The organism is uncultured Ruegeria sp. (genome assembly GCF_947504215.1).
Taxonomy (GTDB): Bacteria; Pseudomonadota; Alphaproteobacteria; order Rhodobacterales; family Rhodobacteraceae; genus Ruegeria.
Genome location: NZ_CANNGO010000010.1, coordinates 100,169 through 123,706 on the forward strand (window position 1 = coordinate 100,169; position 23,538 = coordinate 123,706).

A 23,538-nucleotide genomic window follows, 5' to 3' on the forward strand; every position below is an offset into this window, starting at 1 on the left:
TGGCCCTTTAACGCCCTCATATCTTGTGCCAGTTTGCGGCTCAGCAAGGGAGAGGCAGATGGCAATCAAGACCTGTGTATTCGATGCCTATGGCACATTATTCGACGTCGCTGCTGCAGCGCGTCAGGCCGCAACGGAACCGGGGTTCGAGGCTTTGCAGAACAAATGGCCAGATCTCGCGGGCCATTGGCGCTTGAAGCAGCTGCAATACACCTGGCTGCGAGCCGTTGCTGACGCTCATGCCGATTTCTGGGACGTCACACAAGACGGTCTAGATTGGGCCTTGGAAGCGACCGGACTGCAAGGCGACACAAATCTGCGTCAGCGCCTTTTGGACCTGTACTGGGAATTGCGGGCCTATCCCGAAGTGCCAGAAATGTTGACCGCCCTGAAGGAGGGGGGGTTGCAAACCACGATCCTGTCAAACGGCTCGCCTCCGATGTTGGACGGCGCTGTAAAATCCGCTGGAATTGGCCATGTGTTGGATGACGTTCTATCGGTCGAAAGCGTTGGCGTATTCAAACCCCATGCGCGAGTTTACGACCTGGTGCAGGAGAGATTCGGCTGCGAATGCGATGAGGTTCTGTTCGTCAGCTCAAACGGGTGGGACGCCGCAGGTGCAAGCGGCTATGGCTTCGTGACGGCGTGGGTCAATCGAGCAGCCGAGCCGATGGATCGCCTTCCGTGGACCCCTGCGCATGTGCTGTCTGACCTGAGCTCGATTCCCAAGTTGGCAGGGCTTTGATGGCTGACTTTACAACCTCCGACAATATCCGGATATGCTTTGAAGAAACTGGAACAGGTGCACCAATTCTGTGTCTGTCCGGGTTGACCCGAAACAGCCGCGATTTTTCGTTTTTTACACCGCATGCAACCGACCTGCGCATGATTGCGATGGATTATCGCGGACGCGGACGATCGGAATACGATCCGAACTATTCGAACTATAACGTGCCGCGCGAAGCTCAGGACGTGATCGAACTTCTGGATCATCTGGGCCTGCAGAAAGTGTCGATTCTGGGAACATCCCGAGGGGGCCTGATCGCCATGGCACTGGCCGCCAGCCATCCGGATCGTCTGGCGGGTGTTGTTCTAAATGACGTTGGTCCGGTTATCGAACCAGCGGGCATCGCCAAAATCATCGGATACGTTGGTGCCCGACCCACTTCAAAGTCTTATGACGATGCCGCGGCCGTTCTCAAAACACTGATGGAGCCGCAATTTCCCGGCGTCGCCCTTGAAATTTGGCGCAAGCAGGCAGAGTTCCAGTTTAAAGAACAAGGCGGCAGCCTTGGGCTGCGCTACGACCCGGCGCTTGGGAAAGCCCTGCAAGAACAAGCGGCAAGCGGGGTGATACCTGATATGTGGCCATTGTTTGAGGCGCTGCGGGGGCTGCCGACCGGAGTGATCCGAGGTGCGAATTCGGACCTTCTGGGTCGCGGCACGGTGACCGAGATGCGTGCCCGCCACCCGGACATGATCTCAGCCGAAGTCCCCGATCGTGGGCATGTCCCGTTTTTGAACGAACCACAGTCACTTGACGTTATTCGCAAGGTAGTGAACGCCATATGAGCACCATTGATCTGATCGAAGCCGCCGCCGAAAGACTAAAAGGCAACGTCCGGGAAACGCCGCTGCTGACCTCACCATTTCTGGATGAAATCGCAGGCCGCCGAGTTTTTGTGAAACCCGAATGCCTGCAGCATACGGGCAGTTTCAAGTTTCGGGGCGCGTGGTCTGCCATTTCCGCGCTTGGCGCTGAAGAACGTCAGCGTGGGGTGATTGCCTATTCCTCAGGCAATCACGCGCAAGGTGTCGCCTTGGCCGCCGCAAAACATGGCGTCGCTTCGGTTATTGTGATGCCGTCTGATGCACCGCAACTGAAGATCGACAATACAAAGGCACTTGGCGGCGAGGTGGTTTTGTATGACAGGGCCAAGGAAAGCCGTGAAGAAATTGGTGAGGCGCTGGCGGCCGAGAGTGGTCTAACCCTGATCCGACCCTATGACGAACCCCAGGTGATTGCGGGACAAGGCACTACCGGCTTGGAAATCGCCCGGCAAGTTGAAGAATTGGGTGTAACCGCCGCCGACGTACTGATCTGCTGCGGCGGCGGCGGATTGACCTCGGGCATTGCGTTGGCATTGGAAAAACATGCACCGAGAATGCGCGCGCGCCCTTGCGAGCCCGAAGGGTTTGACGATGTAAAGCGTTCGTTGGCAGCCGGTCAGATCCAGAACAACAATGCGGCTTCGGGCAATATTTGCGATGCCATCCTGACACCGCAGCCAGGTGATATCACCTTTCCGATTCTGCGCCGTTTGTGCGGCCCCGGATTGTCCGTCACTGAAGAAGAAGCCTTGCGGGCCGTGGCGCAGGCATTTCTGCGCCTTAAGATCGTATTGGAGCCCGGCGGCGCCGTAGCCCTGGCATCTGCCCTATTCCGCAAGAACGATATTGAAGGTGACGACGTCATCGTCGTCGCCTCGGGTGGCAATACCGATCCCGAAGTTTTTGCCCGTGCGTTAGAATTCCTGACCTGACAATCGCGTGCAGGCGGTGCACTCTGGCCGCACAAGTCTTGGCGACAAGGATTTGAGATATGATGATCGCTGATCTTGGTGACGTGCACCTACATTACCAGGTTGATGGCACGGCAGACGGCGCGCCGGTTGTGTTTGCCAATTCGCTGGGAACTGATATGCGCCTTTGGGATGATGTTCTGCCGCATTTGCCCAAGGGATTGCGGATCATCCGGTATGACAAACGCGGACATGGGCTGTCATCTGCCCCTCCTGCCCCATATTCAATGGGCGCCCTGATCCGCGATGCCGAGGCGCTGCTAGACCACCTTGAAGTTCGCGATTGCGTCTTTGTCGGGCTATCCATTGGGGGAATGATTGCGCAAGGTCTGGCGGTCAAACGAATGGATCAAATCCGCGCTTTGGTCTTGTCGAACACGGCGGCTAAGATTGGCACACCTTCGATCTGGCAAGATCGTATGACGGCTGTCCGTTCGGGCGGAATTGAAGCATTGGCAGACGCCACAATGGAGCGGTGGTTTACGCGTGACTTTCGCGCATCAGACGACCATCTTTCGTGGCGCAATATGATGGTCCGTCAACCAGTAGACGGCTATCTGGGGTGCTGCGCTGCGATTGCAGGTACAGACTTTTACACTCCAACCAGCGGATTGCGCCTGCCCTCGTTGGGCATCGCTGGCAGCGAAGACGGATCAACACCACCGGATCTGGTGCGTGAGACCATTGACCTGATCCCTGGGTCCCGTTTCGAACTGATGCGCCGCGCCGGGCATCTGCCTTGCGTCGAAAAACCTGTAGAATATGCCAGTCTGCTGACAAAGTTTTTGACCGAAATCGGTCACATTTAAAGGAGCATTATTTTGGCCAGTTTCCTTTTGATTCACGGGTCTTGTCACGGCGCCTGGTGCTGGCGCGATCTGATTCCCCAACTTGAAGCGATGGGCCACGTTGCCCGGGCTATTGATCTGCCCAGCCATGGTTCGGACCCGACACCCATATCCGAAGTGACGCTGGACAGCTGCCGCGATGCGGTTCTGGCGGCCTCGTCGCAAGACACAATTATCGTCGGGCATTCCTGGGGCGGCTATCCGATCAGCGCTGCCGCCGAGGCGCAGCCCGAGGCCATGCGCGCCTTGATCTACCTGAGCGCCTATGTTCCCCATGACGGCATGTCGATGATCGAAATGCGTAAAAACGGCCCGCAGCAAACCATTGTGGACGCAGTCGAAAAGTCTGCTGACGGTTTGTCATACACCGTCCGTCCCGATTACGTTCAGGACCTTTTTTATCACGACTGTGCGCCCGAAATTTTACCCTTCGCTTTCGCCCGGTTGTCCCCACAGCCCATCAAACCTCAGAACACGCCGCTTCCCCTAAGCACCAAATTCCAGAAGGTTCCCAAGGCTTATATCCGCAGTACCGACGACCGGACCGTCCCGACCGAATATCAAAAGCAGATGAGTGACGACGTACCTGCGGATCTGCGCTACACAATCAACAGCTCACATTCGGCGTTTTTCTCGCATCCTCAAAGGTTGGCAGAGATATTAAACGAGATAGAAGGCAAGCTATAAACACGCGCCAATCGGGTTGTTACGGAACGTTAGTGGCCAGATTTCAAAGGCTCTCTTCCCTGCGGCCCTAACTGTGCATACTGTGCCGCAGACGGTCCACATCAGCGGTTTTCATGCGCCTCCCTTTTGTCTTTGTTCTCAGTACAGTCATGATTGATGCCATGGGCATAGGCCTGGTGCTGCCGATCATGCCACAGCTGATTGTCGAGGTGCAGGGCGGTACGCTCGCCAATGCCGCGATCTGGGGCGGCATTCTCAGCACCGCCTTTGCCGCTATGCAGTTCGTGTTTGGCCCCATACTGGGCAACCTGTCCGACGCTTATGGGCGGCGCACCGTTTTGCTTGTCTCCCTTTTTGTCATGGCTCTGGACTATGTGGTGATGGCAATCGCTGGCAGTATCTGGCTTTTGCTGATCGGCCGAATAGTTGGTGGCATCACGGCCGCCACCCATTCTACAGCGGCCGCGTTCATGGCAGACGTGTCGAAACCCCATGAAAAGGCCGCGAATTTTGGGTTGATCGGTGCCGCATTTGGCATCGGTTTTGTCCTCGGCCCGGTGATTGGCGGATTGCTGAGTGAGTTTGGAACGCGCGCGCCGTTTTGGGCGGCGGCCGGCCTTTCAGCAATGATATTCGGAATCGGCGTTTTCGTGATGCCGGAAACCGTTACAGACAAAACGCGACGTCCGTTCAATCTGCGACGTGCAAACCCTGTGAATTCACTAAAAGCCATTGCAGCCCTGCCCGGAATACGGCCAATGCTATGGGTCTATTTCCTCTATTCAGTCTCAATCTACGTGTATCCAGCCATATGGTCCTATTTCACGACCGAGCGCTTTGGCTGGTCACCGCAGATGATCGGATTGTCTTTGGGGGTCTATGGCATCGGGATGGCGGCGGTTCAGGGCGGATTGATCCGACCGGCAACCCAGTATCTTGGTGAAAGAATGACAATCGTTTACGGGATGATATTCGAGATCGTCAGCTTTGCCCTGCTGGCCTTTTTGACCAACGGTACAATCGCCTTGATGCTTATCCCCATCACGGCCTTGGGGGCCGTAATCACGCCTGCCCTGCAAGCAATGATGTCCCGCGCCACACCGGACTCTCAACAAGGCGAGCTGCAAGGGGTTCTGACCGCCCTGCATGCGTTGTCGATGGTGATATCCCCGCTTTTGATGACCAGCATATTTGCGCAGTTTATCAAACCAGACGCCGCCATCTACCTGCCCGGGGCTCCGTTCCTGCTTGCACTGGGGCTAATGTTGGCCGGATTCATCCTTTTTTGGCGAGCCCGCCCGGTCGTTGTGTAACAACGACATTTTGTTGACGGTTTCCGCCTTGCAGGTTGCTGCATCACGCGCCACCGTGGACCAAAGGGAATGAGGGAAAATATGCAAATCATCAAAGCCGCAGTGTGCCGGGCCTTCAATGAACCGTTGGTGATCGAAGAGGTTCGACTGGCCGCACCCGGAACCGGAGAGGTCGAAGTGACCCTGGATGCCGTGGCCATCTGTCATTCGGATATTTCCTTTGCCGATGGGGCCTGGGGCGGCTTTTTACCCGCTGTTTATGGCCATGAGGCCGCCGGAGTTATCACCGCAATTGGCGAAGCCGTAGGCGAGTTCCAGGTCGGCGATCCTGTTGTCGTCACCCTGATCCGCGCCTGCGGGTCCTGCCCATCCTGTGCTGGTGGGAAACCCACAATCTGCGAAACGCCTTACGATACGGTCAAAGGCCCCCTGCAAACCAGTGATGGAGAGCCATTGCAGCAAGCCATGGCCTGTGGGGCCTTTGCGGAGAAAGTGGTGGTCAGCTACCGGCAAATTGTGAAAATCCCGGAAAGCCTGCCGAAAGACCTGGCCAGCCTGCTGTCATGTGGTGTGATCACCGGCGTTGGTGCCGCTGTTAACGCTGCCGGGTTGCGACCAGGTCAGGATGTGGTGGTGATCGGTGCCGGTGGCGTTGGTTTGAACGCCATCCAAGGGGCGCGGATCGCGGGCGCGCGGCGCATCGTGGCAGTCGATATGACCGAGGAAAAACTGGAAATCGCCAAAGAGTTCGGCGCCACCCATGGCGTGCTTGGCAGCCTGAAAGAACCCTGGAAAGCAACCTACAAGGCTTTGGGCGGACGCGGAGCGGATGCAGTTTTGATCACCGTCGGCGCAATTCCGGCCTACGAACAAGCGCCGCGCTACCTTGGCCCGGGTGGCAAGGCCATCATGATCGGCATGCCGCATTCCGGCGATGAAGCGCGTTACGAGCCGGTCATTCTGGCCGCACTTGGTCAAGGATTGGTGGGATCGAAAATGGGCGATGTTGTTATCCAGCGCGATATCCCCTGGATGATCGATCTTTATGAACAAGGTCGGCTGAAACTGGATGAATTGATCTCTGGCCGCTGGTCGCTGGATCAAATCAACGATGCCATCACGGACACCAAATCCGGAGCGGCCAAGCGCAACGTTATTGTGTTTGACCGAAGCTAATCGCGCTTGACAGGAGGGCATCTGATGAAGCTGCAAGACCTCGACGTTATCATTGCCGCTCCCCCGGCGCCCGGATGGGGCGGGCGCTATTGGATTTTGGTCAAGGTCACAACCGACACGGGTGTCACCGGTTGGGGCGAATGCTATGCATCCTCGGTCGGGCCTGATGCCATGCGCCACGTCATCCGCGACGTGTTCGAGCGGCACATGCAGGGTGAAAATCCCGAGAATATCGAACTGATGTTTCGGCGTGCGTATTCCAGCGGTTTCACACAACGCCCCGACCTGACCGTGATGGGGGCGTTTTCTGGCTTGGAAATCGCATGTTGGGACATTTTGGGCAAAGAACGTGACCGACCTGTTTATGCTCTGCTTGGCGGCAAGATGAACGACCGTATCCGGGCGTATACGTATCTTTACCCCCTGCCCCAACACAACCTGACAGACTTCTGGACGTCCCCGGAACAAGCCGGGGAAAGTGCGGCGGAAATGATCAGGCGCGGATACACCGCTGTCAAATTCGACCCGGCCGGGCCCTACACGATCCGCGGCGGGCACATGCCTGCGATGACAGACATCTCTTTGTCCGTGGCATTCTGCAAGGCGATCCGAGAGGCCGTCGGTGACAAGGCCGATCTGCTGTTTGGCACTCATGGTCAATTCAACACCGCAGGCGCAATTCGCCTGGGGCAGGCACTGGAGCCTTACGCACCACTCTGGTTCGAGGAACCAACGCCCCCAGATATGATCGACGACATGGCCCGCGTTGCCCGCAACGTCCGCATTCCGGTGGCCACGGGTGAGCGTATGACCACCAAGGCCGAATTTGGCGCTGTTCTGCGTGCGGGTGCTGCTGAAATCCTGCAACCCGCGCTGGGGCGCGCGGGCGGGATCTGGGAGATGAAAAAGGTAGCGGCAATGGCCGAGGTGTTTAATGCCCAGATGGCTCCGCATCTGTACGCCGGTCCGGTGGAATGGGCTGCCAATATCCATCTCGCGGCCTCGATCCCCAACTTGCTGTTGCTGGAATCTATCGACACGCCTTACCACGACCAATTGATCAAGGGGGCCTTGCGCGTAGAAGATGGGTATGTCGCCGCGCCGTCGGCACCGGGCCTTGGAATCGACGTTGATGAAGATCTGGCGCGCGCGCATCCCTACACCGGCGACGGATTGCATCTGGAGATGCAAGAGGCGCCCTGTAACTACACCGACGGCAACGCCTTTCAGGGCGGAGCCCCTGCTACCGAGGATTGATCCAGCTGGCTCGAGGTATCCTGCGTCTCGAGAACGTGGCTGGAAGGCTGGGACGAGGCGTCAAACGCACGGTGAGGCGATTGCCACGCGCCGGTTGTCAGAAACAAAGCAGTCGTCTGACAACACTAATTCCGGCTTAGAAAGCCAGCACATCGTGTTTTAGTTCGAAACATATCCGGCAATGACCTGCAACAGCTTGAACGCCGTAGCCGCGTCGTTTTCCACAACAGCCAGGAATTCTTCCTCACCGATGCGCAAACAGGACAGCTCTGTTTCGGCAACCATACTCAAGGCGCGCGGTTCTTTGCGGATCAACCCCAATTCGCCGACCAAAGCGCCCGCCCCAACCTTTGCAATCAGTTGATCGGGTCCCTCGATTTGGGGAAGATACAGCCCAGCCTCACCGTCCAAGACAACATAAGCCCCGTCCGTCGGCTGATCATCTTTCAAAAACACCACCTGCCCGGGAGCCGCATTGAACCAGCGCGCACCAAAGGCCAACAGGCGCAATTGCCTGCGATCCAACCCCGAAAACAGGGGGGTCTGTTCCAATGCGCGAAGCTTGCGCGCAAGGTCGGCCGAGGCAGCGCTGTCCTCCTCCACGTCCGCAGGTCCTTCGTCAGTGACCACACGACCTTGTCGGATTTCAACATACATGTCGAATACATCGGGGCTTTCGAACTGGTCATTCAGGTAGATGACCGTGGTCTCGGGCAGCAATTCACGCAGGTTTTTATACACAGCGACCTGTGTCTGCATGTCATAGCTGGCCAAGGCGTTTTCCAGGATCAAAATGTCGGGTTTTTTGATCGTTGCCCGGGTAAAGGCCAAAGGTTCGGCAAACACGGCTGGCAGGTTTTGCCCCCCCAGAGACACCGGAATGTCGTAGATCAATTCCACCACCAGCGGCCGTGCGCCATTTTCGTCCAACACATCGACGATCAGTTTGCGCGCTTCATCCGAACGCACACCTCCTATCTGGCTGACCTTACCGAACAGGGCGTTTTCCATCACTGTCAAGCCGGGCGCAAACTCCTCCGGTTTCAGCGGCACGAAGACATCCTGCAACCGCTCCAACAGCTTCTCGGAATGGCTGTGGCGCAGTTCAAGGATCCGGTCCTTCAACTCATCTGTAAACGCCGGCCCGATCTGTTCAGCCGAAATCACCAACGGAACCGCAAGCAAATTGGCCAACTGCCCGTCATCCAACCCAGCGGCACCTTCCTTGCGTGTGCGCTCGACCAGCTCGACGGCTGTTTCATAGGTTTGCGCCTCAAGCCCCAACTTGCGGAACAATGGGTGATCCGTTCCGTCGAGCCCGAAGATCTGCCGCAGCATATCGATCACGTCACGCGTCAACGCAATCAGTGTCTCGTCCAATCCCAGCTCGCGCAATTGCCCCAGAAAGACAGTTTGTTGCGCCAGCAGGTCTTGTGTCACTGAAACACGAGGTGTTGCAAAAAGCAGGTTTTCAGCCACGGGAAGCGCCGGATTGTAGCTGTCCCGATCAAAGATCAGAGCATGCTGTTCCAACCCTGCCTCATGAACTGCTTGCTGAACACGCGGGCGAAGCTCAACCAATTTTTGCGCAAGCTCTGGATGTTCTGTCGCATTGAACTCCTGTTCTGCGCCGCGTTGGAACAGTGCAGCCCCGGATCCCATCCCATCAATCAGCCGTAGCCACCAATCTCGCAACGCGGTTGCACTGTCTAAACCCGCCAGAGACGGATCCAGCCATTCAGCCTTGAAAGGGTCGGTGCTATTTCCAGCCCTGAGTGTTTCGGGGAAATCTGGATCGTCGGCGGCGTTTGACAATGGCTTGTACCGCATCGGCATCATGACGTTGTCACCCAGCGTGCCTTGGAACATGACCGGCCGGGACGAGGCATAGCCTATGCGTGCTGCCACAATACCTTGGTGCAACTCGGACAGTTTCTGATCACCGATTTCGACCCGACCTGCACTTGGCAGGATTTCCCGGGTCAACAGCTCTCCGATCGCTCGCCTATCCTCTTCGCTTGGCGCGGCGATACCGATGGTTTTGCCATGCGGAAAAGTCAAGTTTAGATCATCCAACACCTGATTTCCATCGATGTCGCGGACCGACACCCGATCCAGAACAATATCGCGATTCAGATGTGGGCGTGCTTCAGGCTCACCTTCGAACAGCTTTTCATCCTGCATACCGGAAGGAGCAAAGCGTTCGATCACGACATCCCAGCGCAGGGACATATCCTGGGTCTGGTTGTAGTAGGTCAGCAGCTCTTTCCAGGGCGAGCTGAGATCTTTGTAAGCCGCAAGCGCCGCAACCAGAGCCCCCAGTGAAACCGACCCCTGAAGCACCAGAAGCCCGCCAACCAGATAGAACATGAACGGCGTCAATTGCGAGATGAAGTTGTTTATGAACTTCATAAAAAACTTCTTCTGGTAGATCTCGAACCGGATGCCAAACAACCGACCCAATTGATCCGAGATCATGGCCCGACGATACCGCCAGCCCCCGTTCGCGCGCAGGGTCGATGCGCCTGCGGCGTTTTCACCGATTTGGGCCGCCAATACGCGCACTTCTTGAATACGGCGTTTGTTCAGCAAGTTGATCTGACGTTGCAAGCGCGGGATCAACCAGGCCTGAACCGGGATCAGCGCGACGGCGGCCAGACCAAACCAGAAGCTTTGCAGAAACAGGAAAGACAGGATGGTGATCATCTGCCCTGCCTGCAAAACCGGTTGACTGATCGCATCGCCCATCAGCCCGCCCATCGGCTCACTTTCGGCGGTGATCATCGATACCAGCTCACCTTGGCTGACGCGCTCAAAATAAGGCTGTGGGAATCGCAAGGTGCGGCTGATCAACTGATAGCGAAGCCGGCGCAGCATCCGCTCGCTCAGCACACCTTTCATGGTGTTGATGCGCATCTTCATCAGCCCGTGCGCCAGAACCGCGACTAAAAAGGCAAAACACAAGATGATCAGAAAATTCGTTTGCGGCAGGCTGTAACCCCAGAACTCGACAATGCTGCTTGTGGCGCCGATCGCATCATTGATGATGCGTTTCGGCAGCTCCAGCGTCAGGTACAGCAATGGGAATAACGTCGATGTGACGGCCAGCAAAATCAGCTGGTCGCGCTTGGAGTACTTCCAAATGAACCGAAAAATCGTGCGTTCTATTGAACCTGCCCCTGCTGCTGATCAACGAAGTGATTTTGGTGTTATGCATGCAAATACAACAGATTGAATTTACAGTAATCCAGTTGGGATACGCAAATAGTTTCACACTTGGTATATTTATTCGCGTTGTGTGAACTAGTTCATTTACGTGCCCGCGTTTTCAGTCATAGTATTCGGGCAGGACGAGATCGGGAGGGTACTTTTGACTGCCAGTTTTGGCGCAGTATTTCTTATGCTCTGCTTATTGCAGATCAAGCATATGTTTGCCGATTTCTTCCTACAGACACCTAAAATGCTTTCCGGGCGAGGAGAGTATTTTCACATGGGTCGTGCACAGCATGCCGGTGTGCACGTCGTTGGTTCTGTTATCGTGTTCCTGCTGTTCGGCGCACCGCTGATGTTTATTCTGGTAATCGGGGCCCTGGAATGGGTTGTTCACTTTAACATCGATTTCTTCAAGGCAAGCTATTCCGACAAAAAGCAGCTGGAGCCCAATCAGGCCGCTTTTTGGCGCGCGGCGGGATTGGATCAGTGCCTGCATAACCTGACTTATGTTGCAATGGTTTGGGCCTGGGTTACGTTCGCAACCTGACAGCTCATCGAGATCAAGCGACTGCATCCAGCGCGCTTGACTGATAGGCAGATAGCCACAGCTGGTCCAGCGAGTCGATCTTATCAAGCTCGAACTGTTGCTTAGCCTCCCAATACCGACCCGATGGCACATAATAGCCCAGCTCAGCTTCAAGCTGAAGCGGTGCACTCATGCGTTTGGTCGACAGCAGCGGACCCGAAGATAGATCTTTTGCTTTGACCGACGGATAGACTAAACGGCTGTCCCGATCGGACAAGCGAACCATCCGGCAACTTTGCAATGCACCAAAACATCCCAACCGGGCAGATTTCGCCTCAAGAGAGCGCAAGGTGATATCGTCTCGCAAAGGGTCTGCTGATCCGGTGCCGTAGAAATGTGTCTGACCCGAACCGTCATACACCATGTCACATCCGAAATAGGCGATGATCTCGGGACGCAAAGCCGACAATGCCCAATAGCCTGCCGTAAAAGCCATCGTACCGCCCGCGTAAACGAATCCGCCAAATTCGTTTTGTCTTGGGACATAGTCATCGGCCGACACTATTTTCTGACCAGCGTTCAGTCTTTCGGGGCGCTTTTCTGTCGGAAAATCCTCGGGATGGATCAGGAAATCCCAATCCTGTCGGATGCGCCAAGCGTTGTTGATGGCCACAATATGCGTGAATGGGGAGCGTGCCCAATCGCGCGCCGCCATAGCAGACGGGGCGCTGCCGAGGATCAGGACTCTGTTCTTCGTGTCGGTCATCTGGGGTCCGCCTTTTGTGCGAGCCCCATGAATCTTAGAGCATTTTCGGTGGGCGGCTAGCCCAGTACCGAAAAACTGCTCTCTTCATTGATCGGGCGCCTGCGTGAATAGAAGCCAACGTCGATCGACCGCTTGATATAGGGCAGTTCATACTGCAACGGTTGTGCGTCGTGATCCGTTCCACCCTCGCAATATGCGATCAAAGCAGTCATCATTTTTCCCGCGATTGGCGCGTTCTTGTACTGGTTCCCGCTGGTGCCGCAGGCCATGTAGAACCCCGGCAGGCTGGATTTGTCGTAGATCGGGATCCAATCGGTCGAAGCGTCATACAAATCGACGACCCCGCGCGTTTTCGAAGGGATACCGAGGCTCGGCACGCGCTGCGCATAGCGCATGGCTTGGGTCGTCCATTGATCCGTGAAGTCAGGATTGTAGTGAACGTCATCTTCACACCACTGATGCGGGTCGCATTCCGGGTCTTCTGACCCGATCAGGATGTGGTTTCCATGCTCGGGGCGGCAGTAACAGGCTATGTCGCTGTCCGAAACAATCGTCCCGTGATTTTCAAAATCAAAGCCTTCGGGCGCGAGAACATGTACCACCTCTTGCCGCAGGGGGCGGGTTTCAATGGTCATGTCATCCAGAACACCGGCCATTTTGTTGACGATCGCCGACCCCGGTCCGGCAACGTTTACAACCACCTTTGAACGAATTTCTTCCCCCGACGCGAGTTTGACACCCGCCACGCGTCCGCCTTCAGCCAGAACCTCAACAACCTCGACACCGGTACGGACCTCTGCCCCGTGTTGTTTTGCAGCATCCATCAGATTTTGCGCAGACAAGGCAGGGTCGGTGACATAGCCCGCTTGTGGCCAGAACACGCCGCCTTGCATCTTACGGCCGTTTGGCTGGCCAAACTCCGGATCATCCATGCGTTTCGCGGGGGCAAAGCTGTCTTGTGAATAAACCGGAAGGCGTTCGGCGACTTTCTCGGGCGACCACTCCTCGAACGGACAATCCAAATCGGCACTGTTGAGCTTGTGCTTTTCCAGCAAACCGTTGGCTTCGGTTTTCATGACCAGACAGCCGGTTTCACGGAACTGCGCCAGATTGGCGTCTTCAGGCAGCCCAAGATAGTCGGCCCAGTCACGCCAGTAATGATACCCCTCCCACGCAAAAGCCGTTCCGTCGAAAGTCGAATAGTGCATGCGAATGATGGCGCAGGACCCGGCGGTCGAGCCGTGGCCGACTTGGCCGTTGCGGTCCAGTGACAATGTCTTCCAGCCTGCCTTGGCCATCTCAAATGCGATGGCCGCCCCGATGACACCGGTTCCGATGATGATTGCGTCTGGTTGGCTCATTCTGTGTCTCCTTCCCAATAGCGCTTTGAATAGGCGCTGAATTCCTCGACTTCCTCGGGCTGCGGTTCGACACCGGTGAAGACATATAGATAGTGTGGAACCATCGACAGCCGTGTTGCCATCGGCTCGTTCAACTGAGCCAGATCATATCCGATCTGCATGTAGTAAAGCACGCGCGCCCGGGTTTCGGCCTCAATCTCAGAGTAGCCGTGGCGCGCAAACATCGCGTGCAGGGCTTTCAAACGTTTCGCATCCGACTGATCCTGAATGCGACGTACCTTGCCGGACTTTCGCGCCCAATCCCGGATCGCGAAATCCAACGCCGTATCGAACAACTCTGTGTTCACAACACATCGATGCACATTGCAAACGGCTGCTGTGATGGTTTCTGCCGGTGCCTTAGCCTGTGCGATCAGGGCCGCCGTGTTTGTGGCCTGCCACCGCGCCAAAAGCGCATCCAACAGCTCCTGACGCGACTTGAAGTACCAGTAGAAGGACGACCGAGATACGGCCATCCGCTCAGCCAGGTTCAGAACTTTGATCTGGTCCACACCATCCGAAATCAGAACGTCCATGGCAACGTTCAACCAATCATCTCGCGTGACCTTGATGTTGCCGACCAGCGGTTCGGCCTGTGGATCATCCCTGTGCAGGACCGGTTTTGTGTTCATTTAACTCTCCGGCGGTGCACCGCCCTCTGCGGTGCGTCGGGCAATAAAGTCATGCAGAGCGCCCAGCTTGTCGTTGTCGATGTTCGGGGCCTCAAAGTCATTCAGGATGCCTTTCCAAACACCGGTCGCACGATGATTGGCATCCACCGATCCGCGCTCGGTCCAGGTGCCGAAATTGGCATAGTCGTGCACGTGGGGTTCGTAGAATTCGGTATTGTAACGCTCCATCGTCTGGCTGGAGGCAAAGAAATGTCCACTCGGTTCGACCTCGCGTAGCGCAGTGTCAAAGCCGATCTCGGCCTCTCCGGCCTGCGCACCGGCACAGAGTTCGGCGATCATGTTCAACACCTCGGCATCGCAGACCAGCTTTTCGAACGACACAGTTAGGCCACCTTCCAACCAACCAGCAGAATGAATAATCACCGTGGCCCCGGCCATCAGACAGCCCCACAGGCCGAACTGGTTTTCGTTCGCCGCCTGAACATCGTTGGTGTTGGATGCTGACCCTGCTGCCGACCGCCATGGCAATCCCAGATACCGCGCCAATTGCCCTGCTGCCAGAGATGCCTGAAAATGCGAAGGCGTCCCAAACGCAGGCGCCCCCGATTTCATGTCCACATTGCTGGTAAACGTTCCATAACAAACCGGCGCACCGGCATTGGTCAGCTGCGCCAGCGTCAGCGCCGCCAGAGCCTCGGCATGGGACAGCGTGATTGCACCGGCGACTGTAATTGGCGCCATCGCTCCCATCAGCGTGAACGGTGTGATAATCGACATTTGCCCATGGCGCGCGAAGTCGATCAGCCCTTGCGCCATGGGGATATCAAGCGTGCGCGGGCTATTGGTATTGATGATCGTGTAGCAATGCGCGTTGCCGCGAAACACATCGTCGGACAGGCCGCGCGCGGTCGACAGCATCTCAAAGCAATCCATTACCTGCGGTGTCCCGCGCGAGAAGAAGAACGGGAATTTATCCGTCAGCTCCATCTGCGCCTGTGTCGTGAAGTAGTGGCGCAGATTGGTCGGAAGGTCCTGCGGTTCGACCTGTGGCGAAATCATCTGGAACACATCGAAATGATGCGTGAGTTTCAGGAAGTCCAAATAGTCCTGCCCCGTTGCAGGACGGCGTCCCCGTTCCAGATCTGAGGCATTCGGGGCCCCTGCCCCGGGTTGAAAAACCAGCGACCCCAATTCCAAGGTAAAGTCCCTACGCCGTGCCCCGGCTCGGCAGGAGATAGATTTGGGTGCAGAAACAATCGCCGCCTCAACAATGTCGCGGCCGATGAAGACCATTTGACTGTCTTCATCCACCTTTGCGCCCGCTTTTTTGAAGATACGGATCGCTTCGGGCAACAAGACCTTGACCCCAAGCTCTTCAAGCGTACGCAGAGCAGTTTCGTGCATGTCCGCAATCTGGTCCGCCGGGAACACTTCCATCTGTGGGAAAGGGTTCCGCAACTGACGGTAGTTAACATCGCGACAAACCGGCGGGGCAGCATCTGCCCCGCGCCCACGCCGTCGTCTGCCCCGTTCTGAGGTCTGCGCGATCATCCTCAGCCCCTCATCGCTTTGCCTTGGGGATCATAGGGCGATGGCGCAATCACGCGGACCGGGCGCTCGACACCCACCACATGCACTGACAGTTCCGTTCCCGGTTCCATCTTGTCACGATTGACCAGCGCCATCGCAAGGGACTTGCCAGTGTAGTGCCCATATCCACCGGAAGTCACAAACCCGACACGTTCTTTCCCTGCCCAAACAGGTTCGTATCCGCTGGCGTCTGCGTCCAGCGCATCGACCTCCAGTGTCACCTGAACCTGAGCCGGACCATTGCCGTCGCGCTCAGCCACAGCCGCGTCTTTACCGACAAAATCCTTGTCCCAATCGATCCAGCGATCCATCCCTGTCATACCCGGTGTATAAAGCTGGGTGAATTCCGCCGACCAGATGCCAAAGCTTTTTTCGAGACGCGTCGACAGCATCGCGTTGAACCCGCATTCGCGAATGCCATCCTCGGCCCCGGCTTCAATCAACATGCGGCGCAGCTTGATATGATCGCCATATCGACAGTTGATTTCATAGCCCTTTTCGCCGGTCACCGACATCCGCGCAACGCGCGTACGAACAAGACCGATGTCGAAATCACCGCAGCCCATGAATTTCAGACCCGAGATTTCCTGTTCGGCCAGTTTCTCGATCACCGTCTGCGATTTCGGCCCAACGAGACCAAAGCCGCAATATTCCTCGCCCAGATCGCGGATCTCGACTCCGTCGATCATGTGGTCGTCGAACCAGCGCATGTGCCAGGCGCGAAGGTAGTAGCTGCCCATAATCCACCAAGTGCCATCACCCCAGTTCAGCACGGTCAGATCGCCCTTTAGGCGCCCGTTCTCCCCCAGCATCGGCGCCAGTTTCGCCCGGCCGGGCGCAGGTAGTTTTGAGGCCATGACTTTGTCGAGCCAAACTTCCGCGTTTGGCCCCGTGACTTCGAACCGTGAGAAGCCCGAGATATCCATTAGGCCGACACCTTCGCGGATCACCTTGCATTCCTCGGCCACGATATCATGTGCGTTGGAGCGCTTTAGGGTCGGCGTCTCCTCGAACCCTTTGGGTGCAAAATAGAGCGGTACTTCAAGGTCCCAGCTCACCCCCCATTTGCACCCAGCCTCAGTCATCGCGTCATGGGCCGGGGCCATTTTCAACGGACGGCCCGCGGGCAGTTGCTCATTCGGGTAAGTCATCACGAAACGACGGGAATAGAACTGCCCTGTGGTTTCGCGGATGTATCGTTTGTTCTGAGCAAAATCGCCATAACGCGCCACATCCATTGGCCAAGCATCAGCCTCGGGCTCGCCATGGATCATCCATTCGGCCAGCGTCTTGCCAACACCGCCACCTTGAAGGAAACCAGCCATCACCGCACAGGCTGACCAATATCCGCGCTTTCCCGGAACAGGCCCGACCAGCGGGTTGCCATCCGGCGAGAAGGTAAACGCTCCGTTGACCCAAGTTTTGATACCGACATCCTGAATTGAAGGATAGCGTTCGAAGCCCAGCGTCAGTTCGTTCTCGATCCGGTCGAGCTGTTCTTGAAACAGCTCTTCGCCATAGTTCCACGGAGCCCCATCCATGGCCCAGTGTTCGTGATCTACCTCATAGATGCCAATCAGAACACCTTTCTGGTCCTGCCGCATATAGGTGAACCCTTCGAGGTCGACCGTCATCGGCATCTCAAAATCCGCGGCAGCCACTTCGGGAATGGAATCCGTAATCAGATAGTGATGTTTGAGCGGCGAAACCGGCAACTCCACACCCGCCATACGCCCCACCTGCTTGGCCCAGAGGCCTGCGGCATTGACCACGTGTTCGCACGTAATCGTGCCTTTGTCGGTGACAACTTTCCAGCCATCGTCGGTTTGGATCAGCTTTTCGACTTTGGTTTCTTCATAATACTCGGCCCCACGTTTTTTCGCGGCCGTCGCATAGGCCTGCACGGTGCCGGTTGTGTCGATGTAACCCTCGCGATCAGCCCACATGGCGCCCAGCACGCCGTCAGTGGACATGATCGGGCAACGTTTCTGCGCCTCTTCCGGCGTCAGTAATTCGCAATCGTCTATGCCGATTGACTGGAAGATGCGGTAGTTCGCCTGCAACCATTCCCAGCGTTCCGGCGTTCCGGCCAAGGTCAGACCACCTGTCATATGCAGGCCGATGTTCTGACCGGATTCTTTCTCGATCTCGCTCAGCAAGTCGATGGTATAGGCCTGCAGCGACGCCATGTTCGGATCCGCGTTCAGTGCATGAATGCCGCCTGCTGCGTGCCAGGACGACCCCGACGCCAGGCGCCGGCGTTCCAGCATGACCACATCGGACCAACCGAACTTGGCCAGATGATACAAAACCGAGGCGCCCACAACACCGCCCCCGATGACCACGACACGATACTGGGATTTCATCCCAACCTCCCCTGCATAGAACCTCAGGAGACGCTAGTAGCACTGTTCACTTCTGTCTAGACATTTCTGTACAGTATTTACCGCGTAAAATTACTGCGCAACTTACCTCAGTTGCTACAGGGACGCGCTGGGGCGGGATTTCACGGCTTTAAACCAAGACTGAGTGGCCGTGTTACCCTCGGGGATCCGCATTTTCACAACACGCGCGAAATCGACGAAGACAAAGGTCGAGATATCCGCGAGTGTGAAACTCTCCCCCGCAACATACGAACTATCCTTCAGTCTTTCCTCTAGCAGATCGAAGAACAGTATTGTCCGATCAACACCTCGCTGCGCCAGCTCGGGGATCTGGGCGTAATTCACGGGGCCGGGGATGGCCCTATCCGCGAACGTAGGATGCGCATTCCGCAAAGCTTCGGCAATCGGTACTCCACCCTGTTGCTCGACAATTGCGTTCCACATCAGGACCGAACCTTTTTCATCCGGCGTCCTGCCCATGAGTGGCGGTTCAGGAAACCGAGCCTCAAGGTACGCAGCAATGCCCAGGTTTTCCGTCAGCACCGTCCCCGCTTCCGTTACCAGAACCGGTATTGTGGCACGGGGGTTCACGGCGCGAAACGCATCGCTCAATTGCTCACCTTTGGCAATCGAGATATCGCGGGTCTCGATCTCCAACCCTTTCTCTGCGATGAACATACGGGCACGACGCGGGTTCGGGGCTGTAGAACAATCATAAAAAATCATTGTCTGCCTTCCTCGCGGATCAACGGCGATAGATAAAGCAACGCCCTTCAACCGCACCATCGGGCAACGGCAATTCGGTCAGCGTGTCAAAATACATCCGGTCGCTGGAGACCATCAGCCCACCCTTCGCCAAAAGGGGCTCGATCAGAGGCGAAACAAGCCGCGCGAACGCATCGTTCTTTTCCCGGTTGTGACCGCCCAGATCAGCGTGGACCAAACTGGCTGATGCCCCAAACCGTTCAACAGATGCAGGCAGTGTCTCGCGCACATCGCCAAGGATAACGCGGTCTTCCGGAGGTGTGGAATCCGGATGGGACGCAACCGCCCGTTCGAAAACATATACCGGACGGCCCTGAACATGCTGCACCAAATGGTGATAGGTTCGACCGTTCCCCAAGCCCAATTCGAACACAGGACCCGACATGTCGTTGGTTTGGCCAATCGCGAAATCCAGGCAGGTACGCTGCGACACCATGCGATCAATAAACAGATCCAGTCGGCTTTGATTCTCGGACACGGGGAAATCTCTCCTTGATACCAGTCGCCAACATAGATGAGGTCGACACCGCCCGTGATGGCAAAAACTCAAGACTTTGTGTAGGACAGAAGTCCAAAGTTTCACATTTTCGCGACATTTCAGCCAAAGAACGGGTTTGACTAGTCGGGCAGAACCGGGCGACACTGCACAAAAAAACACGGGGAGTTGATTTAGCCGATGTTAGCGAACGGCCAGCCGGGTGGAAAACCCGCATGAGCGCGTTGTTGTCTGTCAGAGACCTCAGCATCGGCTTTGGCACGGCAAAATCTGTTGTCACGGGTGTGAATTTTGATGTTGAGGCCGGACAGACACTTGCGCTAGTCGGAGAATCTGGTTCGGGGAAAACGATATCGTGCCGGGCTGCTTTGCGTATTCTTCCCCGCATCGCCCAAATTCGCAGCGGCAAGATTACCTTGAACGACTCCAAGGGAATGGCAGAACTGACGACGATCAGTGAACGCGAGATGCGGGATATTCGCGGCAACAGGATCTCGATGATCTTTCAGGAGCCGATGCGATCCCTGTCCCCTTTGCACAAAATCGGCAATCAGGTCAGCGAAGTATTGTGGCTGCATCGCGGGGCTTCAGAAGCACAGGCGCGCAAAGAAGTCCTGTCCCAGTTCGAACGCGTGGGGTTTCCTGATCCGCAGCGGGCCTACGATTCTTATCCGTTTGAACTGTCTGGCGGCATGCGCCAGCGCGCCATGATCGCCATGGCCATGGTGTCAAAACCTGAACTGCTGATTGCCGACGAACCGACAACCGCATTGGACGTGACCACTCAGGCGCAGGTTCTGGGCCTGATCAAGGAACTGCAGCGCGAAACTGGCATGGCGCTGATCCTTGTCACTCATGATCTGGGTGTTGTCGCCAACATGGCGGAACAGGTCGTGGTCATGCACAAAGGCCGCGTGATGGAGGCAGGGTCAGCCGCCCCCATCCTTACAAGTCCGGCGCACCCCTATACCAAGCAATTGTTTGACGCGGCACCCGAAATTCCAGATCAGGAGGCCGTCGGGCTGCCGATGCCGAGCGAAGATCTGATCCTGCAAATGAAAGATGTGTCGAAGACCTACACCATGCGGTCCAGCAAAGGTTGGCAGGCTGACAAGGCAATCCATGCCTGCCGCGGTGTTGACCTGAATCTGGCGCGTGGCAAGACGCTGGCGATTGTCGGCGAAAGCGGATCGGGCAAAACCACTGCGGCCCGTATCGCCCTTGGTGCCGAACTTCCGGACCCCGGCGGGGAAATTCTGTTCCGCACGTCGCCGAACGAAGACCCCATCACGGTTCACCAAATGACCCGCGCCCAGCGCACTGCGTTTCAACGCAAGGCACAAATGGTGTTCCAGGACCCCTACAGCTCGCTCAGCCCTCGGATGCGGATACAGGATGCCATGACCGAGCCGTTGGAGATTCATCGGATCGGATCGTCCTCTGAACAACGCGACAAAGCGTCAGAGATGTTGCAACGTGTCGGCCTTAACGCAGATATGCTCAAACGCTACCCACATGCCTTTTCTGGCGGGCAGCGTCAGCGTCTGTCGATTGCGCGCGCGATGATGCTGGATCCGCAACTGATTGTCTGTGATGAGCCGACCTCGGCGCTTGATGTTTCCGTTCAGGAACAAATCCTGACGCTGCTGGAACAACTGCAGGACAGCCTGAACCTTTCCTACTTTTTTATCTCTCACGACCTAGCTGTTGTGGCGCGCATCGCTGACGAGGTCGCGGTTATGCGACGCGGTCTTGTCGTGGAACAGGCCCCACCCGAAACCCTATTCTACAATCCGCGCCATCCTTACACCAAGGCGCTGATTGCCGCTCAACCCGAACCCGACATCAATCGCCCAATCGACCTGAAAATGGTTTCGCTGGGTGCCGGCGCGCCGGACAGTTGGGACGAAGCCTTTCGTTTCTCGGACACCGTGATACCTTCACTGGTGGAATTGGAACCGGGCCATAAGGTACGTTGCCATGTATAAGACCACTCGCACTATGATCCTGGCCGTTTCGCTGGCCTTTGCTGGGGTTTTCTCTGCTACGGCGGAAGCCATACCTGAGCTGCAAGAGAGCACTTTTTGGGCAACCGAAGTTGATGCGGGTAATCTGCCGCCCGTTCAAGATCGCCTGCCAAATGAACCGCTGATCGTTAATCTGGCCGCCAAAGGGCGCGAATTTGGAACACCGGGCGGCACCCTTCGGACAATGGTCACCCGATCCAAGGACATCCGACAGATGGTTGTCTACGGTTACGCGCGATTGGTTGGGTTTGACCAGGACTACAAAATTGTCCCCGACCTGCTGTCTTCGTACGAAACCGAAGGCAATCGGAAATTCACGCTGAGCCTGCGCGAGGGGCATAAGTGGTCCAACGGAACACCGTTTACCTCGGAAGACTTCCGCTATTGGTGGGAAGACGTGGCAAATAACGAACTGCTTAGTCCGTCGGGCCCACCGGACTTTCTAATCGTTGAGGGCAAACTGCCCACGGTCTCGTTTCCGGACGAAAAAACGGTGATCTACGAGTGGGATGATCCAAATCCTGATTTCTTGCAGTCGTTGGCGCAGGCACGACCCCCGTTTATCTATCGCCCTTCCGCCTTCCTGAAACAGTTTCACGAGAAATTCGCTGATCAGGAGGAACTTGCTTTTCACGTCGAAGATGCTCGCGTCAAAAGCTGGGCGGCGCTGCACAACAAACTCGACAATCTATATAAGTTCGACAATCACGAACTGCCCACCTTGCAACCCTGGTTGAACGCCAGTTCTGGTAAGAAGATCCGACACAACTTTGTGCGCAATCCCTATTACCACCGGATTGATAGCATGGGAGTTCAGCTTCCGTATATCGACGTGGTCGAGATGGAAATCGTTGCCCCCGGTCTGGTGGCCGCCAAAACCAACGCTGGCGAAAGCGACCTACAGGGTCGAGGCCTGGCCTTTCGCGATGCGTCGATCCTGAAAAAGGGTGAGGCAAATGGCGGCTACAAAACGCTATTGTGGAAGACCGGAGTAGCGTCGCAGATTGCGATCTATCCCAACTTGAACTTTGATGACGAAGCCTGGCGCAATGTTCTACGGGACGTGCGGGTCCGCCGTGCGCTGTCCCTTGCGATTGACCGCAAGACCATCAATCAGGCGCTGTACTTCAAGCTGGCGCATCCGGGAGCGATGTCGGTCCTTCCGGCCTCGCCCTTTTATAACGAAGAAAACGCGCAATCCTGGGCCGCATACGACGTAGATCAGGCCAATGCTCTGCTGGACGAAGCCGGACTGGATAAGCGAGACAAGTCAGGTATCCGCCTGCTGCCTGACGGCCGACCAATGGAGTTGGTGATTGAAACTGCGGGTGAACGCCAAGAAGTCGAAAATGCCTTGCAAATTGTCACCGACACGTGGCGGGAAATTGGCGTCAAACTGGTGATGCGTCCGCTGGACCGGGACATTCTGCGCAATCGTGTATTTGCGGGAAACACCATGGCTTCAGTCTGGTTTGGTTGGGATGACGGAATTCCGCAGGCCCATACCTCGCCGGCCTATCTGGCGCCGACGGATCAGGTCTTTCTGGCTTGGCCCAAATGGGGGCAATTCTACCAAACAAGCGGTGAGGTCGGCGAAGCGCCGGACATGCCCGAGGCTGAACGCCTGATGGAACTGGCACACGATTGGGAAATTGCGGCAAACGATGAAGAGCGCGAAGCGGCTTGGACTGAGATGCTCAATATCCATGCGGATCAGTTATACGCGATTGGGATTTTGAATGGCGCGCCTCAGCCGATCGTAGTTTCGAACCGTTTGCGCAACGTCCCGCAACAGGCCATGTGGGCTTGGGAGCCCGGAGCACACTTTGGTATTCACCGCCCGGACGAGTTCTTTTTCGCCGACTGATAGGAGCAG

At 56.5% G+C, this 23,538-nt stretch carries 19 protein-coding genes; 11 read left to right on the forward strand and 8 right to left on the reverse strand.

The window, feature by feature from the left end; translation table 11 throughout:
• Window positions 1–58 precede the first annotated feature (58 nt).
• From Q1B21_RS16820 to Q1B21_RS16855, 8 genes are all read left to right on the forward strand, one after another.
• Window positions 59–745, forward strand: a complete 687-nt coding sequence (locus Q1B21_RS16820) for a haloacid dehalogenase type II (RefSeq protein WP_299891136.1) — start codon at window positions 59–61, stop codon at window positions 743–745.
• Window positions 745–1,572, forward strand: coding sequence for an alpha/beta hydrolase (locus tag Q1B21_RS16825; RefSeq protein ID WP_299891140.1), 828 nt, complete (start codon window positions 745–747; stop codon window positions 1,570–1,572). The genes Q1B21_RS16820 and Q1B21_RS16825 overlap by 1 nt, the downstream gene beginning before the upstream one ends.
• Window positions 1,569–2,543 carry a threonine/serine dehydratase gene (locus Q1B21_RS16830; protein WP_299891142.1) on the forward strand — a complete coding sequence of 325 codons (975 nt, stop codon included), beginning with the start codon at window positions 1,569–1,571 and terminating at the stop codon, window positions 2,541–2,543. The genes Q1B21_RS16825 and Q1B21_RS16830 overlap by 4 nt, the downstream gene beginning before the upstream one ends.
• A gap of 59 nt (window positions 2,544–2,602) precedes the next feature.
• Complete coding sequence (pcaD, locus tag Q1B21_RS16835) at window positions 2,603–3,391, forward strand: 3-oxoadipate enol-lactonase (protein WP_299891145.1); 789 nt, start codon at window positions 2,603–2,605, stop codon at window positions 3,389–3,391.
• A 12-nt stretch (window positions 3,392–3,403) separates the two neighbouring features.
• Window positions 3,404–4,117, forward strand: a complete 714-nt coding sequence (locus Q1B21_RS16840) for an alpha/beta fold hydrolase (protein WP_299891148.1) — start codon at window positions 3,404–3,406, stop codon at window positions 4,115–4,117.
• A gap of 113 nt (window positions 4,118–4,230) precedes the next feature.
• Window positions 4,231–5,430, forward strand: a complete 1,200-nt coding sequence (locus Q1B21_RS16845) for a TCR/Tet family MFS transporter (protein ID WP_299891150.1) — start codon at window positions 4,231–4,233, stop codon at window positions 5,428–5,430.
• 81 nt (window positions 5,431–5,511) lie between these two features.
• Window positions 5,512–6,606, forward strand: coding sequence for a Zn-dependent alcohol dehydrogenase (locus tag Q1B21_RS16850; protein ID WP_299891152.1), 1,095 nt, complete (start codon window positions 5,512–5,514; stop codon window positions 6,604–6,606).
• 24 nt (window positions 6,607–6,630) lie between these two features.
• Window positions 6,631–7,863 carry a mandelate racemase/muconate lactonizing enzyme family protein gene (locus tag Q1B21_RS16855; protein WP_299891155.1) on the forward strand — a complete coding sequence of 411 codons (1,233 nt, stop codon included), beginning with the start codon at window positions 6,631–6,633 and terminating at the stop codon, window positions 7,861–7,863.
• A 159-nt stretch (window positions 7,864–8,022) separates the two neighbouring features.
• Here Q1B21_RS16855 and Q1B21_RS16860 read toward each other — a convergent pair whose 3' ends face one another.
• A complete protein-coding gene (locus tag Q1B21_RS16860; protein WP_299891232.1) occupies window positions 8,023–11,019 on the reverse strand; it encodes an ABC transporter transmembrane domain-containing protein in 2,997 nt (998 codons plus the stop codon).
• A gap of 244 nt (window positions 11,020–11,263) precedes the next feature.
• Here Q1B21_RS16860 and Q1B21_RS16865 point away from each other — a divergent pair, with 244 nt between their 5' ends.
• Window positions 11,264–11,623: a DUF3307 domain-containing protein gene (locus Q1B21_RS16865; RefSeq protein WP_299891235.1), complete on the forward strand. Its 360-nt coding sequence runs from the start codon at window positions 11,264–11,266 to the stop codon at window positions 11,621–11,623.
• A 13-nt stretch (window positions 11,624–11,636) separates the two neighbouring features.
• Here Q1B21_RS16865 and Q1B21_RS16870 read toward each other — a convergent pair whose 3' ends face one another.
• The 7 genes from Q1B21_RS16870 to Q1B21_RS16900 form a co-directional block, all read right to left on the reverse strand.
• Window positions 11,637–12,368, reverse strand: a complete 732-nt coding sequence (locus Q1B21_RS16870) for a hypothetical protein (RefSeq protein ID WP_299891157.1) — start codon at window positions 12,366–12,368, stop codon at window positions 11,637–11,639.
• Window positions 12,369–12,424: 56 nt separating this feature from the next.
• A complete protein-coding gene (locus Q1B21_RS16875; protein ID WP_299891160.1) occupies window positions 12,425–13,729 on the reverse strand; it encodes an FAD-binding oxidoreductase in 1,305 nt (434 codons plus the stop codon).
• Window positions 13,726–14,400, reverse strand: a complete 675-nt coding sequence (locus Q1B21_RS16880) for a TetR/AcrR family transcriptional regulator (RefSeq protein ID WP_299891163.1) — start codon at window positions 14,398–14,400, stop codon at window positions 13,726–13,728. The genes Q1B21_RS16875 and Q1B21_RS16880 overlap by 4 nt, the downstream gene beginning before the upstream one ends.
• Entirely contained in the window at window positions 14,401–15,951 is a 1,551-nt protein-coding gene (locus Q1B21_RS16885; protein ID WP_299891166.1) for a trimethylamine methyltransferase family protein, read from the reverse strand.
• 2 nt (window positions 15,952–15,953) lie between these two features.
• Window positions 15,954–18,356, reverse strand: a complete 2,403-nt coding sequence (locus Q1B21_RS16890; RefSeq protein WP_299891169.1) for an FAD-dependent oxidoreductase — start codon at window positions 18,354–18,356, stop codon at window positions 15,954–15,956.
• Window positions 18,357–18,470: 114 nt separating this feature from the next.
• Window positions 18,471–19,100: a glutathione S-transferase gene (locus tag Q1B21_RS16895; RefSeq protein ID WP_299891172.1), complete on the reverse strand. Its 630-nt coding sequence runs from the start codon at window positions 19,098–19,100 to the stop codon at window positions 18,471–18,473.
• Window positions 19,101–19,119: 19 nt separating this feature from the next.
• The gene (locus Q1B21_RS16900) at window positions 19,120–19,617 is read right to left on the reverse strand and encodes a class I SAM-dependent methyltransferase (RefSeq protein ID WP_299891175.1); all 498 of its coding nucleotides are present in this window, start codon (window positions 19,615–19,617) and stop codon (window positions 19,120–19,122) included.
• A gap of 233 nt (window positions 19,618–19,850) precedes the next feature.
• On the opposite strand from Q1B21_RS16900, the gene Q1B21_RS16905 reads away from it, so the two are divergent.
• Window positions 19,851–21,623, forward strand: coding sequence for an ABC transporter ATP-binding protein (locus Q1B21_RS16905; protein WP_299891178.1), 1,773 nt, complete (start codon window positions 19,851–19,853; stop codon window positions 21,621–21,623).
• Entirely contained in the window at window positions 21,616–23,529 is a 1,914-nt protein-coding gene (locus Q1B21_RS16910; RefSeq protein ID WP_299891181.1) for an ABC transporter substrate-binding protein, read from the forward strand. Before Q1B21_RS16905 ends, Q1B21_RS16910 begins: the two co-directional genes overlap by 8 nt.
• Window positions 23,530–23,538: the final 9 nt, after the last annotated feature.

Coding starts and splice junctions, on each gene's coding strand:
- Q1B21_RS16820 (WP_299891136.1), top strand. CDS start 59: ATGGCAATCAAGACCTGTGTATTCGATGCCTATGGCACATTATTCGAC.
- Q1B21_RS16825 (WP_299891140.1), top strand. CDS start 745: ATGGCTGACTTTACAACCTCCGACAATATCCGGATATGCTTTGAAGAA.
- Q1B21_RS16830 (WP_299891142.1), top strand. CDS start 1,569: ATGAGCACCATTGATCTGATCGAAGCCGCCGCCGAAAGACTAAAAGGC.
- pcaD (WP_299891145.1), top strand. CDS start 2,603: ATGATGATCGCTGATCTTGGTGACGTGCACCTACATTACCAGGTTGAT.
- Q1B21_RS16845 (WP_299891150.1), top strand. CDS start 4,231: ATGCGCCTCCCTTTTGTCTTTGTTCTCAGTACAGTCATGATTGATGCC.
- Q1B21_RS16850 (WP_299891152.1), top strand. CDS start 5,512: ATGCAAATCATCAAAGCCGCAGTGTGCCGGGCCTTCAATGAACCGTTG.
- Q1B21_RS16855 (WP_299891155.1), top strand. CDS start 6,631: ATGAAGCTGCAAGACCTCGACGTTATCATTGCCGCTCCCCCGGCGCCC.
- Q1B21_RS16865 (WP_299891235.1), top strand. CDS start 11,264: ATGCTCTGCTTATTGCAGATCAAGCATATGTTTGCCGATTTCTTCCTA.
- Q1B21_RS16870 (WP_299891157.1), bottom strand. CDS start 12,368: ATGACCGACACGAAGAACAGAGTCCTGATCCTCGGCAGCGCCCCGTCT.
- Q1B21_RS16875 (WP_299891160.1), bottom strand. CDS start 13,729: ATGAGCCAACCAGACGCAATCATCATCGGAACCGGTGTCATCGGGGCG.
- Q1B21_RS16880 (WP_299891163.1), bottom strand. CDS start 14,400: ATGAACACAAAACCGGTCCTGCACAGGGATGATCCACAGGCCGAACCG.
- Q1B21_RS16885 (WP_299891166.1), bottom strand. CDS start 15,951: ATGATCGCGCAGACCTCAGAACGGGGCAGACGACGGCGTGGGCGCGGG.
- Q1B21_RS16890 (WP_299891169.1), bottom strand. CDS start 18,356: ATGAAATCCCAGTATCGTGTCGTGGTCATCGGGGGCGGTGTTGTGGGC.
- Q1B21_RS16895 (WP_299891172.1), bottom strand. CDS start 19,100: ATGATTTTTTATGATTGTTCTACAGCCCCGAACCCGCGTCGTGCCCGT.
- Q1B21_RS16905 (WP_299891178.1), top strand. CDS start 19,851: ATGAGCGCGTTGTTGTCTGTCAGAGACCTCAGCATCGGCTTTGGCACG.
- Q1B21_RS16910 (WP_299891181.1), top strand. CDS start 21,616: ATGTATAAGACCACTCGCACTATGATCCTGGCCGTTTCGCTGGCCTTT.